General features: G+C 70.9%; 13 protein-coding genes. 6 read left to right on the forward strand and 7 right to left on the reverse strand.

What is annotated here, in order from left to right; translation table 11 throughout:
• Position 1 precedes the first annotated feature (1 nt).
• The 4 genes from ACODT5_RS14720 to pheA are packed head-to-tail and all read left to right on the forward strand — an operon-like array spanning position 2 to position 2,861.
• On the forward strand, positions 2-247 hold the full coding sequence (locus tag ACODT5_RS14720; protein WP_422519725.1) for an acyl carrier protein: 246 nt from the start codon (positions 2-4) through the stop codon (positions 245-247).
• A gap of 47 nt (positions 248-294) precedes the next feature.
• Positions 295-711: a chorismate mutase gene (gene aroH, locus ACODT5_RS14725; protein WP_385374137.1), complete on the forward strand. Its 417-nt coding sequence runs from the start codon at positions 295-297 to the stop codon at positions 709-711.
• A gap of 36 nt (positions 712-747) precedes the next feature.
• Positions 748-1,968 carry a 3-deoxy-7-phosphoheptulonate synthase gene (locus ACODT5_RS14730; protein WP_422519805.1) on the forward strand — a complete coding sequence of 407 codons (1,221 nt, stop codon included), beginning with the start codon at positions 748-750 and terminating at the stop codon, positions 1,966-1,968.
• Positions 1,969-1,994: 26 nt separating this feature from the next.
• Positions 1,995-2,861, forward strand: a complete 867-nt coding sequence (gene pheA / locus ACODT5_RS14735) for a prephenate dehydratase (RefSeq protein WP_422519726.1) — start codon at positions 1,995-1,997, stop codon at positions 2,859-2,861.
• Between the two features lie 27 nt (positions 2,862-2,888).
• Here the strand turns inward: pheA and ACODT5_RS14740 are convergent, their stop codons facing one another.
• The 4 genes from ACODT5_RS14740 to ACODT5_RS14755 all read right to left on the reverse strand — a co-directional run bounded on the left by ACODT5_RS14740 (position 2,889) and on the right by ACODT5_RS14755 (position 7,740).
• Complete coding sequence (locus ACODT5_RS14740) at positions 2,889-4,016, reverse strand: FAD-dependent oxidoreductase (protein ID WP_422519727.1); 1,128 nt, start codon at positions 4,014-4,016, stop codon at positions 2,889-2,891.
• A gap of 90 nt (positions 4,017-4,106) precedes the next feature.
• Positions 4,107-5,324, reverse strand: coding sequence for a methionine adenosyltransferase (metK, locus tag ACODT5_RS14745; RefSeq protein WP_422519728.1), 1,218 nt, complete (start codon positions 5,322-5,324; stop codon positions 4,107-4,109).
• A gap of 41 nt (positions 5,325-5,365) precedes the next feature.
• Complete coding sequence (locus ACODT5_RS14750; protein WP_422519729.1) at positions 5,366-6,430, reverse strand: methyltransferase; 1,065 nt, start codon at positions 6,428-6,430, stop codon at positions 5,366-5,368.
• A gap of 50 nt (positions 6,431-6,480) precedes the next feature.
• Positions 6,481-7,740, reverse strand: coding sequence for a cytochrome P450 family protein (locus ACODT5_RS14755; RefSeq protein ID WP_422519730.1), 1,260 nt, complete (start codon positions 7,738-7,740; stop codon positions 6,481-6,483).
• Between the two features lie 282 nt (positions 7,741-8,022).
• Between ACODT5_RS14755 and ACODT5_RS14760 the strand changes: the two genes are divergently transcribed.
• Positions 8,023-9,423 carry a condensation domain-containing protein gene (locus tag ACODT5_RS14760; protein WP_422519731.1) on the forward strand — a complete coding sequence of 467 codons (1,401 nt, stop codon included), beginning with the start codon at positions 8,023-8,025 and terminating at the stop codon, positions 9,421-9,423.
• A 103-nt stretch (positions 9,424-9,526) separates the two neighbouring features.
• Here ACODT5_RS14760 and ACODT5_RS14765 read toward each other — a convergent pair whose 3' ends face one another.
• Positions 9,527-10,207 carry an O-methyltransferase gene (locus ACODT5_RS14765; protein WP_422519732.1) on the reverse strand — a complete coding sequence of 227 codons (681 nt, stop codon included), beginning with the start codon at positions 10,205-10,207 and terminating at the stop codon, positions 9,527-9,529.
• Positions 10,208-10,258: 51 nt separating this feature from the next.
• Complete coding sequence (locus ACODT5_RS14770) at positions 10,259-11,194, reverse strand: NADP-dependent oxidoreductase (RefSeq protein WP_422519733.1); 936 nt, start codon at positions 11,192-11,194, stop codon at positions 10,259-10,261.
• Between the two features lie 395 nt (positions 11,195-11,589).
• On the opposite strand from ACODT5_RS14770, the gene ACODT5_RS14775 reads away from it, so the two are divergent.
• The gene (locus ACODT5_RS14775) at positions 11,590-13,596 is read left to right on the forward strand and encodes an ATP-binding protein (protein ID WP_422519734.1); all 2,007 of its coding nucleotides are present in this window, start codon (positions 11,590-11,592) and stop codon (positions 13,594-13,596) included.
• Between the two features lie 58 nt (positions 13,597-13,654).
• Here the strand turns inward: ACODT5_RS14775 and ACODT5_RS14780 are convergent, their stop codons facing one another.
• A complete protein-coding gene (locus ACODT5_RS14780) occupies positions 13,655-15,064 on the reverse strand; it encodes an FAD-binding oxidoreductase (RefSeq protein ID WP_422519735.1) in 1,410 nt (469 codons plus the stop codon).
• Positions 15,065-15,177 lie beyond the last annotated feature (113 nt).

Below are 15,177 nucleotides of genomic sequence, written 5' to 3' on the forward strand. Positions count from 1 at the left end.
GATGAACGACACCGACAACTCGATCGCCAGGGTCCGCGCGATCGTGGCAGAGATCCTGATGCTGGATCCGGAGGAGATCGACGACACCGCGGACCTCTTCGACCACTACCAGGCCGACTCGCTCAACGTCATCGAGATCGTCGCGCAGGTCGAGAAGCAGTTCCGGGTGGCGCTGCCCCCGGACGAACTGCCGCAGGCGCGCACCATCGCCTCCCTGCACGAGCTGCTGACCCGGCAGGCGGCCTGATCACCCGGCCGCACCGGCCTTTTCTCGGCAGACACAGGAGCCAGCCAGTGACGACCCCGACCAGCCAGGCGATCGCGCCCGGCGCCCTCGCCGTGCGTGCCGTGCGCGGTGCCACTCAGGTCACCTCCGACGACCCCGCACTCATCGAACAGGCCACCACCGAACTCCTCGGCGAGATCCTGCGGCGCAACGAGCTGGGCGATGCGGACCTGATCAGCATCGTCTTCACCACCACCCACGACCTGCGCTCCGCCTTCCCGGCGGCCGCGGCCAGGAAGCTGGGCCTGACCGATGTACCGCTGCTGTGCACCGCCGAGATCGCGGTCCCCGGCTCCCTGCATCGCGTCATCCGGATTCTGGCGCACGTGCACAGCCCCCGACCCCGCTACGCCATGGACCACGTGTACCTCGGTGCCACGGCGGCGCTGCGCCCCGACCTGAGTGCCCCACCCCCGGGGAACTGACTCCCCTCTGCCCCAAGGAGCATGATCATGTCCGCGATGCCTGTCGCATCTCCCGTTCGCGACCGCGACTTCCGGCCGGCGGCGGCCACCGCCGTCGCCCCGGGGCGGATCGCCGCTCCGGAACAGCAGCCCGTGTGGGCGGACCCGGGACGCGCTGCCGACGTGCGCGCGGAGCTCGCCGCACGGCCCGGCCTGGTGGGCTGGGAGGAGGTGCAGATGCTGCGCATGCTGATGGCCGAGGCGGCCGTCGGCACCTACCAGGTCATCCAGGCAGGGGACTGCGCGGAGGACCCTGCCGAGTGCGGACCGCAGGCGGTGAACCGCAAGATCGGTCTGATCGACGCGCTGGCAGGCGTCATGAAGATCAACACCGGCAAGCCGGTCATCCGGATCGGCCGCATCGCCGGGCAGTTCGCCAAGCCGCGCAGCTCCCCCACCGAGATCGTCGACGGGCGCGAACTGCCGGTCTACCGCGGCCATCTGGTCAACGGCCCCGGCGCCACGGCCGAGGAGCGCCGCGCCGACCCCGAGCGCATGCTCTCCTGCTACGCGGCTGCGGACCAGGCCACCACGCTCCTGCGCCAGCGCACCGGTGCGTGGATGCCTCCGACCGGAGCACCCGTGTGGACCAGCCACGAGGCGCTGGTACTGGACTACGAGCGGCCGCTGGTGCGCCGCACGGCCGGCGGTCAGAGGTACCTGGCCTCCACCCACCTGCCCTGGATCGGCGAGCGCACCCGGGATCCGCAGGGCTCGCACGTCAGGCTGCTCGCCCAGGTCTCCAACCCCGTCGCCTGCAAGGTCGGCCCCACCATGTCCCCCGCGGAACTGGTGGACCTGTGCACCAGGCTCGATCCGGGCAAGGAGCCCGGCCGCTTGACGCTGATCGCACGCATGGGTGTCGACCAGGTCGCGGCACGGCTGCCGGCGCTGGTCACGGCCGTGCGCGAGGCCGGGCATCCGGTGTCCTGGCTGTGCGACCCGATGCACGGCAACACGATCAAGACGCTCTCCGGGATGAAGACCCGGTCGGTGCAGACCATCATCGAAGAGGTGGTGGCCTTCCAGCAGGCGGTCGGTGCGGCCGGCGGGATCGCGGCCGGGCTCCACCTGGAGACCACGCCGGACGACGTGACCGAGTGCGTCTGGAGCGAGGGCCAGTGGGCCGAGGTCCACACGCGCTACACCACGCTGTGCGACCCGCGCCTCAACCCCCGACAGGCCGTCGCCGTCGCCGGGGCCTGGAGCGAGCTCTGACCGGTCGAGACCGGAGGTATCCCCTGATGTCCATCGCCTACCTGGGCCCGTCCGGCTCGTTCACCGAAGCAGCACTGAGCGGGCTGGACGTACCGCACGAGGCGGCGGTGCCGTACCCGACGGTCCGACAGGCACTCGACGCCGTTCGCAGCGGCGAGGTGTCGGCCGGCGTCGTCCCGTGGGAGAACTCGGTCGAAGGCTCCGTCACCGAATCCGTCGACTCGCTCACCGCCGGAAGGGACCTGTGGATCGTCGCCGAGACGCTCCTGCGGGTGGAGTTCGCGCTCGCCGTTCCCCCTACCGGCTCACTCGCTTCCATCCGCCAGGTACTGACGCATCCCGTCGCGCACGCGCAGTGCCGCACCTGGCTCAACATCAACTTGCCGCGGGCCGAGGTCGTCACCTCGACCTCCACCGCACAGGCCGCGCAGGAGGTCGGTACCGCGGCCGCGCCCCATCGTGCCGCCATCGCCGCGCCGAACACACTGCGGCGCTACGGGCTGGAGGTCCTCGCGTTCGACATCGGAGACCGGCAGGACGCCGTGACCCGCTTCGTGAAGGTCTCCCGGCCCGTGGCGGGCGGCCTGCCCACCGGCGTCGACCGCACCAGCCTGGTCGTTCCGCTGGCCGACAAGATGCACGAACTGCACTCCGTGCTGGAGGAGTTCACCCGCTCCTCCGTACCCCTGACAGCCGTGCTGTCGAGGCCCGGCGGCCTCGGCCTGGGCACCTACTCCTTCCTTCTGGAATGCGAGGGACACGTGGACGACCCGCCTGTCGGCGTCGTCGTCGCCGCCCTCGCCCGACACCACGCCGCCTTCGTCCTGGGCAGCTACCCCCGTGCCGATCCGAGCAGGCCGGCCCCGGCCGGGCGCGCGGTGCGCGGCGGGTGAACCGCCTCCGGCCGGGCCCGGGCAGCCTCAGATCGGTTGCATGAGCCTGGTCAGCGCGCGTTCCACGATGGTCGTCTGGGCCTGCGGCGGTGCCTGTTCCTGTTCGAGCCTGCCTATTTCGATGGAGCTCTCGACGACGAACCGGCACCGCTGCTCGTGCCGGGCGGAGTACGCCTCGAACGTCGCGGCGACCCCGTCGTGGCGGGCGAGCTCCTCGGCGAGCACCAACCCGTCCTCGACCGCGATGCCGGCGCCCGAGGCCAGCTGCGGCGTGGTGGGATGGGCGGCGTCACCGATGAGGATCACCCGCCCGCGGTGCCACGGACCGGGAAGGTCGAACGACTCCAGCGGGCGGTAGGCGATCTCGGTGTCCTCGCCGATCGACTCCCGGAACGTCCTGACGTGCCCGCCGTAGGGCCCCAGCAGGTCGGCCAGGGCGCCCGGCAGCTCGTGGGGTTCACGGAACCTCCGCGGCGTCCGCTCCACCACGAACATGTACATCTGCGTCGCCGAGACCGGTGTCCAGCCGACCTTGACCTGGCCGCCGAGAAAGTAGTGCCGGCGGTCGACCTCCGGCGGTCGGGGGACGAACATGCGCCATACGCTCTGGCCCGTGTACTGCGGTTCCGGAGCGCCGGGGAAGATCTGCCGGCGGGTGCGCGAGTAGATCCCGTCCGCCCCGATCACCATGTCGTAGCGGCCCTCCGTGCCGTCGCTGAAGGTGACGTCGACACCGGCCGCATCCTGCTCGATCCTCGCGACGGACGTGCCGAAGCGCGGGCTCACTCCGCGGCCGAGGACCTGCGAGGAGAGGATCCGGTAGAGGACCTGCCGGCCGATGCCGCCGGAGCCGTGCACACCGGCCTCCGGCGGCATCGGCGTCGGGATGTCCCGCACGTACGTGCCGTCGACCCCGCACACCCGGATGCCCTCGCCCACGTATCCCTGCGCGGCGACCTCGTCGTACACGCCGAGCTGCCGCAGCGCGCGCAGCGTCGGCCCGGTGATCGTGAGTCCCGCACCGACCACCGCCCAGTCGGGCTGGATGTCGACCAGGTCGACCTCCGCCCCGATGCGCCGCAAGGCGATGGCCGCCGACATGCCCGCGATCCCGGCACCCACTATCAGCACGCGGTCTGCCTGCTGCGACGTCATCGTGTACCTCCGGTCGTCAAAGTGGTGCGCTGCGGGGGAGGCAGCGCACCACTGGCTCTTGTCGCGCCAGGTCCTGGCGGCGGATTGCTGTCAGCCGGCTTCCACGGCCTTGCGCAGGGCGTCCACGCGGTCGGTGCGCTCCCAGGTGAAGTCCGGCAGCTCGCGGCCGAAGTGGCCGTAGGCGGCGGTCTGGGCGTAGATCGGGCGCAGCAGGTCGAGGTCGCGGATGATCGCGGCCGGGCGCAGGTCGAAGACCTGGCCGATGGCGTTCTCGATCTTCCGGACGTCGACCTTGTGCGTGCCGAAGGTCTCCACGAACAGGCCGACGGGCTCGGCCTTGCCGATGGCGTACGCGACCTGGACCTCGCAGCGCGAGGCGAGACCGGCGGCGACCACGTTCTTGGCGACCCAGCGCATGGCGTAGGCGGCCGAACGGTCGACCTTGGAGGGGTCCTTGCCGGAGAAGGCGCCGCCGCCGTGGCGGGCCATGCCGCCGTAGGTGTCGATGATGATCTTGCGGCCGGTCAGGCCGGCGTCGCCCATCGGGCCGCCGACCTCGAAACGGCCGGTCGGATTGACGAGCAGGCGGTAGCCGTCGGTGTCGAGCTTGATGCCGTCCCTCGCGAGCTGGGCGAGGACGTGCTCGACGACGTACGTGCGGATGTCGGGGCCGAGCAGCGTCTCCAGGTCGATGTCCGCCGCGTGCTGCGAGGAGACCACCACCGTGTCCAGGCGGACCGGGGTCTCGCCGTCGTACTCGATGGTGACCTGGGTCTTGCCGTCGGGACGCAGGTAGGGGACGGTGCCGTCCTTGCGGACCTGTGTCAGGCGCTGTGAGAGGCGGTGGGCGAGCTCGATCGGCAGGGGCATCAGGCTGGGTGTCTCGTCGGTCGCGTACCCGAACATCAGGCCCTGGTCGCCGGCGCCCTGGCGGGCGAGTTCGTCGTCACCGGCGGCGCCCTCGACGCGGTCCTCGTAGGCGCTGTCGACGCCCTGCGCGATGTCCGGGGACTGCGCGCCGATGGACACCGACACGCCGCACGAGGCGCCGTCGAAGCCCTTCTTCGAGGAGTCGTAGCCGATGTCGAGGATCTTCGCGCGGACCAGGCCGGCGATGTCCGCGTAGGCGGAGGTCGCCACCTCTCCGGCGATGTGCACCTGGCCGGTGGTGATCAGGGTTTCGACGGCCACGCGCGCGGTGGGGTCCTGGCTCAGCAAGGCGTCGAGGATGGTGTCGCTGATCTGGTCGGCGATCTTGTCGGGATGCCCCTCGGTCACGGATTCCGAGGTGAACAGGCGGCTGGACATGGTCCTCCCATGGGTGTGGACGCGGAGCCCGAAGCGTGTGGTCAGCCGTTCTTCGTTGCGCTCAGAATTCCCTGCAGCGGCAGTGCGTCCGGCGGCAGGTCGGCCGGGTTCTGGGAGATCTCCCTGGTGACGGTGAATCCCGCCTCTTCCAGCCAGCTCACGAACGTCGACATTTTCTGGGGTCCGCCCTGTCCCGTGGCGCAGCCGAGGAAGAAGGAGGGGTAGTAGTCGACGCTCCAGGATTCCTTGATGTTCTCGGCGTAGATCGGCACCAGGATGTGGACCTGCGCGCCGGGCTCGAGGGACGCGTGGAGGTTGCCCAGGATCTTGAGTACGTCGTCCTTGTCGAACATGTTGAGGAAGTGCTTGATCAGTACGACGTCGAAGCCCTTGGGGACGCCCTCGAACACGTCGCCGCCGATGAACGACGACCTGTCGTCCACGCCGTTCTCCCGGAAGTTGCGCAGACAGTCCTCGCGCTTGTCCGGCAGGTCGAAGGTGGTCACCCGCAGTCCGGGCGAGCTCTTGAACTTGTGGGTGTGGATCGCGCCGAGTCCGGTGTGTCCCGCCAGGTCGAGGACCTGCGAGCCGGCCGGGATGTCGACGTTGTCGAAGAACCAGGGGTCGATGCGGTCGGTGACCGAGTCCATCAGCTTCGACCACGGCTCGCGCAGGTCCGCGTGCACGGCCATCGCGCCGTACAGGTCTCCGTCGAATCCGTAGAGCTCCTTCAGCCCGACGATGGTGCCGCTGCGCACGCTTTCGGTGAGGTAGTAGAGCTGCCGCAGCGTGGTGGCCTTGATCTTGCCCATGAAGTCGAGGACCCGCTGGAGGTCGGGGCCCTCCACGTCGGCGAGCGCGTCGAGGGAGTACGTCCCGGCCTTCTCGTCGTGTGCGACGAAGCCCTCCTTGACCGGCAGGTTCAGGAGCTGCTCGATCGCGGCGGGCTTGGCTCCGGCGACGGCGCCGAGCTCGGCCGCGGTCATGCCGGGCTTGTCCCGGAGCGCGTCGATGAGGCCGAGTTCGAAGCAGGACAGCAGGTTCATGAACCGTGCGGGTCCCACCATGTACTCGCGGAATCGGGCGAGCGTGGCTTGTGCGGTCATGGAACGTTCCCTTCGAGTCTGGGCGGTCGTGGCGGGGCCGTGGGCCGGCTTCAGCGCTTCTCCGGGCCGAGGTGCACGGGCAGGCCCGTGACGGAGTTGGAGAAGATCGACGGGACCGGGGACAGTTCGGAGGGATCGACGGCGAGCCGGAGTTCGGGGTAGCGGGCGAACAGCGGCGGCAGCGCGGCCATCGCCTCGAACCGGGCCAGGGCGGGTCCGATGCACACGTGCGGCCCGGTGCCGAAGGCCAGGTGCCGCTTGACCGGCCGCGTGATGTCGAACTGGTCGGCGCTCTCGCCGTACTGCTTCGGGTCGCGGTTGACGCCGCTCCAGGGAGCGAGGATGGCGTCCCCCTTGGGAATGGTGACGCCTGCCACCGTGATGTCCTCGGTCGTGAACCGGGCCGGGAAGTTGCCCACCGGGGAGTCCCAGCGCAAGGTCTCCTCGACGACCTCGCCCCACACGGCGGTGCCGCCGTCGCGGACCATCGCCAACTGCTCCGGGTGGGTCAGCAGGGCGCGCGTGGCGTTGACGATCAGGCTGATCGAGGTCTCGTGACCGGCGCCGATCAGCGTCCACAGCGTGTCTTCGAGTTCCTCGTCCGTGAACGCCTCCTCGCCCTCCTCGGCACCGGCGGCGAGCAGTGCGCTGGTCAGGTCGTCCGCCGGCTCGGCGCGCCGCATGGCGAACAGTCTCTGGAACAGCTCGTGCCGCTCGTGATGACCGGCGATGAACTGCTCTGGGGTCGTGTCGGCGCGTATGACGTAGTCGATGAGCTCGCGGAAGCGGGACCACCACGCTTCGGGTATGCCGATCAGCTCGCATATGACCTGCATGGGGAACGGGTAGGCGTAGTGCCGCCGCAGATCGACCGTGCCGTCCGCCGCGGCATGGCGGGGCAGGTCGTCCAGCATCGTGGCCACGATCTGGTCGATGCGCGGCCCCATGCGCTCGACCCGGTTGCGGGTGAACGCTCTGGTCAGCGGCCGGCGCAGCCGCCGGTGCTCGTCACCGTCACGGGCCATCATGTTGTTCAGCCGGATCATGCCGAGCAGCGGCCAGTCGGCGGGGATCTCGCCCTTGCGCAGGGCCTCCCAGGTGCGCCAGTCCCGCCCCACCCGCGGGTCGGCGCTGAGCTCGGCCAGCAGCGCGTATTCGGTGACCACCCACATGCGGACGCCACCGGGCAGCACCGCCCGCACGACCGGGCCGAGGTCGCGCATCAGGGCCGCCTCACCATGACGGTCGGCGCCCGACGGGTCGATGGGAAAGAGCAGGCCCGGGTTCCCAGCGATCGTGGTGTCGGTCATGGCGGTGTTCCTCCTGGCTGGCTTGAGGCCGGATCCCGGCTGACTCGAAGCCGGATCCCGGCTGACTTGAGGCCGGATCCCGGCTGACTTGAGGCCGGGAGGAAAATGCCACCAGAGTTCACTTGGGAACGACTAACCGCTGACCACAAACCGCAGGTCAACCGCCTGCGTGAGGGACCTGACCGGCGCTCGATCGATATGCGATGACACGTTGCTAGCTTCCTGCGGCCACCCGATGTGGCATCGGACGTGCGAAGAGAAGACTGATGGGGAGTGGCGGCCATGAACGCATCGAAGGCCCAGGCGGAAGAGCACACCGGCGGGCGCGCGACCGCCCCGCGCGAGTTGAGCCCGGGTGAACGCTGGTACTGGATCATCGACCAGCTCTCCACGCTCAACGTCTGCGCCCGCGTCCGCATCGAGGGGGAACTCTCGGTCGAGCGGCTGCGCACCGCGCTCGGCGCGCTGCAGGACCGTCACCCCCAGCTGCGGACCGCCATAGCCGACGCATCGTCCGAACAGCCGGGTGCCGGGCCCCGGTTCGTGCCCACGAACCGGCCGATCCCGCTGCGCGAGGTGTACCTGCCCGGCTCCGAGGACGCGCGATGGACCGGCGAGGTCGACGGCCACGAGCTGACCGATCCCCTCGACTGGCGGACCGGCCCGCTGGCCCGCGCCGTCGTCATCAGCGGGCCGCAGCAGATCCACGACCTCATCCTCACCGTCCCGCACGTCATCGCGGACGGGACGACCGCGCTGTCCCTGCTGCGCCAGTGGGTACGGCTTGCCGCCGCCCCGCCGGCGAGCGGCCCCGCCGCCGCCTCGGACGAGCTCTTCCCGGAGCCGTTCGAAGCCCTCTTCCCCGAGCGCTTCCGCGTGGGGGCGGCGCCGTCCGGCGAGCAGCCGGCCGACGGGGCCGAGGCCGGCGGAGACGAGGCCGACGGAGCCGGGGCCGAGGCGGCCGGCGGCAAGGTGGGCCGGCTGGACCCGGAGCGGTTCGTGCCCTTCGACCAGCGGCGGACGCGGATGCTGCACCGGTCCCTGTCAGCCGAAACGCTCGACCGGCTCACCCTCGCGTGCAAGCGGGAAGGCGCCACCCTGCACGGCGTGCTGGCCGCGGCGATGGCCTGCGCCGTGGCCCGCGACGCGGGAGCCGCGCCGGCCGCGCGCTTCGCGGTCGGCTCCCCGGTCTCCCTGCGGGGCGAGCTCCGGCGCGTGGTGTCCGAGGACGAGGTCGGCTGCTTCGTGTCGGCGCTGCACTCGGTGGTGAGCTACCGGCCCGACGACCTGTGGTCGATGGCCCGGTTCATCCGGGACGACCTCACCGGGCGCAAGAAGCTCGGCGAACAGTACGAGGTCTTCAGCCTGCTCGCCGCCCAGGGACCGGCCGGCGTCGCCGACAGCGAGGGCTTCATCCGGCACTTCGAGGAGCACGGGCCCTTCAACTTCTTCGTGTCCAACATAGGCCGGTTCGACTTCCCCACCGAGCTCGGCGACTGGCGGCTGTCCGGGGCACAGTTCGTGGGCGGGATATCGGTGGTCGGCTACTTCGGCTCCTCGGTGTCCACCAGCCAGGGCCGGCTCTCGTGGAACTTCACCCACATCGACGGGGCCGTCTCCAGGGAGCGTGCCGAGCGCATCGTCGACGACAGCCTCCGGATGGTGCTCGCGGCAGGCGAGTAGCGCGGTAGCGCTGGTAGCGCTGGTAGCGCTGGTAGCGCGCATGAAGCCGGCCGCGGCCACCGGGGAGGAACCCGGTGGCCGCGGCCGGCTCGTTTCGCGTGCGTCAGCCCAGCTTGAGCGCCAGCTGGACTCCCTGATGGACCGGGAGCGTGATCGACAGGAACCCGTTGGCCGGGTCGTCGATGTAGGCGCGGAACTCCTCGTAGACCCCGCGGCCGATGTCGAGGGAGACGTCGTCGATCACCACCAGGGCGCCCGGCCGCAGCCGGGGCTCCACGACCTTCAGGATGGGCAGCCGCAGGTCGAGCCATCCGTCGAGCAGCACCAGGTCCACCGGCCCGGGCAGTTCCCGCAGCGTCTCGCGGGCGTCACCGAGCCGCAGGTCCACGAGATCGGCGAGCCCGGCGGCGGCGAAGTTCTCGTTCGCCGCCTTCGCCTTGTCCGCCTGCAGCTCGGTCGTGATCACCTGGCCGCCGCCGTTGTCGCGCACCGCGGACGCCAGGTAGAGCGTCGAGATCCCGAAGGAGGTCCCGAACTCGACGACGTTCTTCGCCTTGACGGCCCTGGTGAGCAGGTAGAGCAGCCGCCCGCCCTCCCTGGACACGGACATGATGATGTCCTTCGTGCGCTCCGCCAGCTCGGCGGCGCTCATGTCGGCGGGAAATTCACCGCCCAGGGGCACACCGGCCGCGGCCCATTCGGCCGCCAGATCCTGCTTGTCCTCCGCTGCCAGCAGGGCGCTCAGGGTTGATGCGACAGCGTCTGATTCCAATGTCGAAGGCATGGGCACAAAGCTCCTTGTTCTCGTGGCAGCGGCATTCGCCGAGCCACCGGGTCAGGGGATCAGAACGGTCTTGCCCGGCAGCTTCTGGGCGCCGAGCTCGTCGTGAACGGCCCGCAGATCGGAAAGCGGCCGCCGCTGGGCCACGTGGATCTTCAGATCACCGGCATCCACCCGGGCCACCAGTTCGGCGAGCTGCGCCGCGTCACTGCGTCCGAAGACCTGCACGTTGCGCACCCCGCGCTCGGTCTGCGCCAGGCCCGGGGGAACGGTGTTGGCGAAGGCGCCGCCGTCGACGACCAGGTCCACCAGCCGCGCGAGCTCGGCCGGGTCGGGGAGGAACACCAGGTTCAGCACGACGTCGAACTGCTCGCCGGCCAACGTCTCCTGAAGCGGAGCCGTGGTGTAGTCGACGACCCGCTCGGCCCCGTAGGCCCGCACGCGCTCAGCGCTGCCGGCGCTGGCGGTCGCGGTCACCGACGCACCGGCCTGCGCCGCGAGCTGGACGGCGTACCCGCCCACCGCGCCTCCGGCGCCGTTGACGAGGATGCTCTGGCCCGCCGTCAGGCCGGCGTGCTCGAACAGCGCCTGCCAGGCCGTCAGCGCGACGGACGGCAGGGCCGCGGCGTCGGACAGCTCCCCCGTGCGCGGAGCGGCCGTCAGCGCGCTCGCGGGCGCCACGGCGTACTCGGCGGCGGCGCCGGGCCCGTCGATCGGCAGCCAGGCCACCACCGCGTCACCCACGCTCCAGCCGCTCACCCCTTCACCGACCTCGTCGATGACACCGGCGACGTCGTAGCACGGCACGTGCGGGAGAGCCAGGTCGAACACCTGCCTGACCCAACCCGCGCGCAGCGAGGCGTCGACGGGGTTCACCACCGCGCCGGCGACCCGCAGCACGACCTGGCCCGCACCGGCCCGGGGACGGTCCGCCTCTTCGTAGACCAGAACATCGGAATCGCCATAGGAATGGAAACGTACTGCCTTCATGATCAGCCTCTCTTCACGATTGCCTTGAAGCACCCTTTAGTTATTAGCATCCGAACCACGAAGCCGACCAGACGAATCAGAGACACCCGAGCGCATTTCAAGGAATACTCGAGCGAGCCTTTAACCGATGTCCGTAACGTCGGCCAACGATCCCTTACATCTGGGGTGGGCAGCGGGCGACAAAGCGCTTTCCGGCCTGCGCTGCTGTACGGAAGCCCGTATACGGTCGGTTATCCGGAAGGGCTCATCATGACGAACACCCAGCTCGTCGGGACCTCGCAGCTTTCGGGCACTGCACGGTGACCGCGATATCGCTCGAAGGCGGACGGGCCCCTCGCCGTGCCACGGCACAATTCCATGCGCTGGGCCCGGTTCAGGCGTGGGTATCCGGCCGGATGGTGGATCTGGGGGCGCCCAAACAGCGCACGCTCCTGGCTCTGCTGGTGAGCCAGGCCGGCCGGCCGGTGAGCACGGACGTCATTCTCGAGGCCCTCTGGGAAGGAAATCCGCCCCCGTCGGCAATGACATCGCTGCAGGCGTACGTGGCCAAATTGCGCAAGGTCCTGGAACCGGGCCGTGCGCCGAGAACACAGGCGACGGTCCTGTGCACGTACGCCCGGGGCTACGTGCTGGACGCCGGGGCCGTCGACGTCGACGTGCACCGGTTCGGCGCGCACGCCGAGGCGGGCAGACAGGCCCGGGACCGCGAGGATCCTCGAGCGGCACTCCGCGAGTTCGACGCGGGGCTGGCCCTGTGGCGCGGGCAGCCCTTCGCGGAGGTGAGCGGTGTCCCGTGTGTCGTGCCGGAGGTGGCGCGCCTCGAGGAGGTGCGGCTGTCCGTCGTCGAGATGCGGTGCGAGGCGCTGCTGGCTCTGGGTGCCCACGAAGTGGCCGTGGCCGAGCTGAGGGCCTTCGTCGAGTCCAACCCGCTGCGCGAGTACGGCTGCGAGCTGCTGAGTCTGGCCCTGTACCGGGCGGGCCGGCAGGCTGACGCCCTGGAAGTGCTCAGGACCATCCAGGCGCGCCTCTCCGAGGAGCTGGGCGTCGATCCCACCCTGCGGCTGCAGCAGATCAGGCAGCAGATCCTGAACCAGGACCCGGCTCTGGACTGGCAGCCGGCCCCGGCCGTCCCGGACCTCGCGGCCCTCCCTGACCTCCCTGACCTTCCGGCCGTCCCGGCCCTCCCCGCGCAGCGGGCGGCCGCCGGGGCCGGCGGCTCGCGCGCGCCGCACGGCCCCGTGACATCACCGCCGGCGGACGACACCGCCGAGGACGTCTTCGTCGGCCGCGAGGCAGCGGTCCGGCAGCTGACCGAGGCCCTGGCCGCGGCGGAGGCCGGCCGCGGACAGGTGGTGACGGTGTCAGGGGAACCGGGAGCCGGAAAGACCAGCCTCCTGCGGCGCTTCGCCGAGCGGTCGGGCGTCCCGGTGCTGTGGGGGACCTGCGCCGAGCACATCGCCGCACCGCTGCTGTCACAGTGGGAGCAGGTACTGCGTGCGGCCGACACCGCCTTCCCCGGCCGCACGGCACCCCGGGCGCTGGCCGAGCGACTGAACAGGGCTGCCCAGCCTGCGGCCGGCATGGACGCGGCGGGCGGTGACCCGGGGCTGTTCGACGCCATCGGCCGGCACCTGACCGGCCTGTCCACCACCGGAGCGCTGGTGGTGATGCTCGACCACGTGCACCGCGCCTGCCCGGCCTCCCAGCGGATGCTGGTCCGTCTGGCCGAGTCCGTGCCCGACAGCCGGCTGCTGCTGATCGCGTCCTACCGCTCGGACCAGGCGCCGGCCCTGGCCGGGACCCTGGCGGCACTGTCCGGTGCGAACCCGACGCGGATCCAGCTGGGAGGGCTCACCCCCCGGGACACCCAGGCCCTGGCGGGCGCCCTCGTCGGCAGCGAGGTCAGCAGCCGCACGGCCGAAGGTCTGTGCGCCAGATCCGGCGGCAACCCCGTCCTCCTGCACGAGATGCTCAAACTGCTGGCGGGCGAGCAGCGCTCGGACCGGTCCGATACGACGCCGGTGCCGGCCCCCGTCCGCGAGGTGGTGCTGCACCGCGTCGCGCGGCTGCCGCAACCCGCCGCCGAGCTGCTCGCCGTGGCCGCCGTCGCCGGCCGGCACTTCGACGTCGAGGTCGTCGCCGACGTGGCGTCGATCGAGATCGACACGGCGCTCGCGGTGCTCGACAGCGCGATCGCGGCGGGGCTGATCGACGAGGACAAGCAACGACTCGGCTGGTTCTGCTTCACCGACGCCCTGGTGGCCGACGCACTGTACGAGATCACCGGACGGATGCGCCGGGGACGTCTGCACCTGCGGATCGAGGCGGCGGCCGGCCGTGCCTGGGCGGCCGGGCGGGCGACCGGCCCCCTGGCGCCCGCCACGGCGGACCCCAGAGCGTGAGCCCGCCGGGCCTTCCCCGGAAGAGACGGCCCAGGCCGTCTCTTCCGGATCTCGCCGGTCAGGCCGGCGGGATGTTGTGGTTGAGCCGGAAGATGTTCTGCGGGTCGTAGACGGCCTTGATCTCCGTGAGGCGCTGGTAGTCCGCGGGCTCGTAGGCGGAGCGCACGTACTCGGTGTCCCGGCGGCCGTTGAGGAAGGTCAGGGCACGGCCCCCGGTGCTCCAGGGTGCGAGCGCCTCGAGAAGGCGCTCGTGCGCGGGCTGGATGTCGGCGAGCTCGGCGCGTTCCAGCCGCGAGACCACGTTCACCAGGTAGTGCGCGTCGCGGTTGCCGACCGAGTTGGCGACCTCGGCCTGCCGGGCGAGCGCGCCGCCGAGGTGGCGCAGTTCGACGACGTGCGGCACCGGCGCGTGCGGTCCGACCAGGTCCAGGACGGCGCGGACCGCGTCGGCGTCGAGCTCGCGCAGCAACGTGGTGACCGACTCGAAGCTGCCGGGCACGGGCGGGTCGTTGTGGATCGTGCCGACCTCGGCGTAGGGCAGTTCGCGGACGGTGTCGTTGAAGGGGCCCAGTGCCCGCAGCGGCGCCACCAGGTCCTTGCCGACGCTGAGGTCGTCCGCCGAGTAGGCGATGCGGACGTGGACGACGTGGCGGCCGCGCAGCGGCGGCGGGAGCACCGGCGCGTCGGGGAAGGAGATGATCGCGACCGAGGAGGTCATCTCGTCGGGCAGGCCGGCCGACCACCGGACGTACGTCTCGAGGACCTCGGGGGCCGACGCGAAGTCGAAGAACAGCCCACCGCCGTAGAGCGTGGGGACCGGCATGAGGTCGATCTCGATCCCGGTGACCACACCGAAGTTGTCCCGGCCGCCGCGCAGTGCCCAGAACAGGTCCGGGTCCGCCGTCGGGGTGACCTGCCGCAGCCGGCCGTCGGCCGTGACGACGTCGATGCTGCGTACGTGGTCGGCGGCGTATCCGTAGCGCCGCGAGAGCAGTCCGAGGCCGCCGCCGAGGGTGTACGACACCACGCCGACCCCGGGGGCCGAGCCCGCCAGCGGTGCCAGCCCGGCGGGCGCCGCCTCCTTGATGACCTCGTTCCAGCTGACTCCGGCCGCCACCCACGCGGTGCCCGCTTCCGCGTTCACGCGGACGCCGGTCAACCGGGAGGTGTTGATGAGGACTCCGCCCTCGGCGGCGACGGCGGCCAGCGCGTGTCCGGTGCCCTGCACCGCCACCGCGAGGCCGTGGCGGCCGGCGAACTCCACCGCCTGCTGCACGTCGGCGGGGTCGGCCGCACCCACCAGGATCGCGGGCCGGTGCGAGCGTGCGGTCTGGTTCCCGGCGCGTTCCGCGTCGTAGCTCTCGTCCTCGGGAGTCAGAACCGGCCCCGTCACCCGCTTGCGTAAGGCTTCGACGGCCTCGCTGTCGAAGCCCGTCGCCTCGTGGTTGTCCTCGCCCGCAGTGCTCATGACTGTTTCCCTTCACAACCGGTGTCGCGCCGTATCTCGCGGCCGGGTTCGCCATGCCGCTAGAGTTAGTCAAGCAACCGTACTACTTTTTAGTCAAGCCCCCTGACGACTTG

This window comes from Streptomyces tatrensis, from assembly GCF_049310065.1.
In the GTDB taxonomy this organism is placed as follows: Bacteria; Actinomycetota; Actinomycetes; order Streptomycetales; family Streptomycetaceae; genus Streptomyces.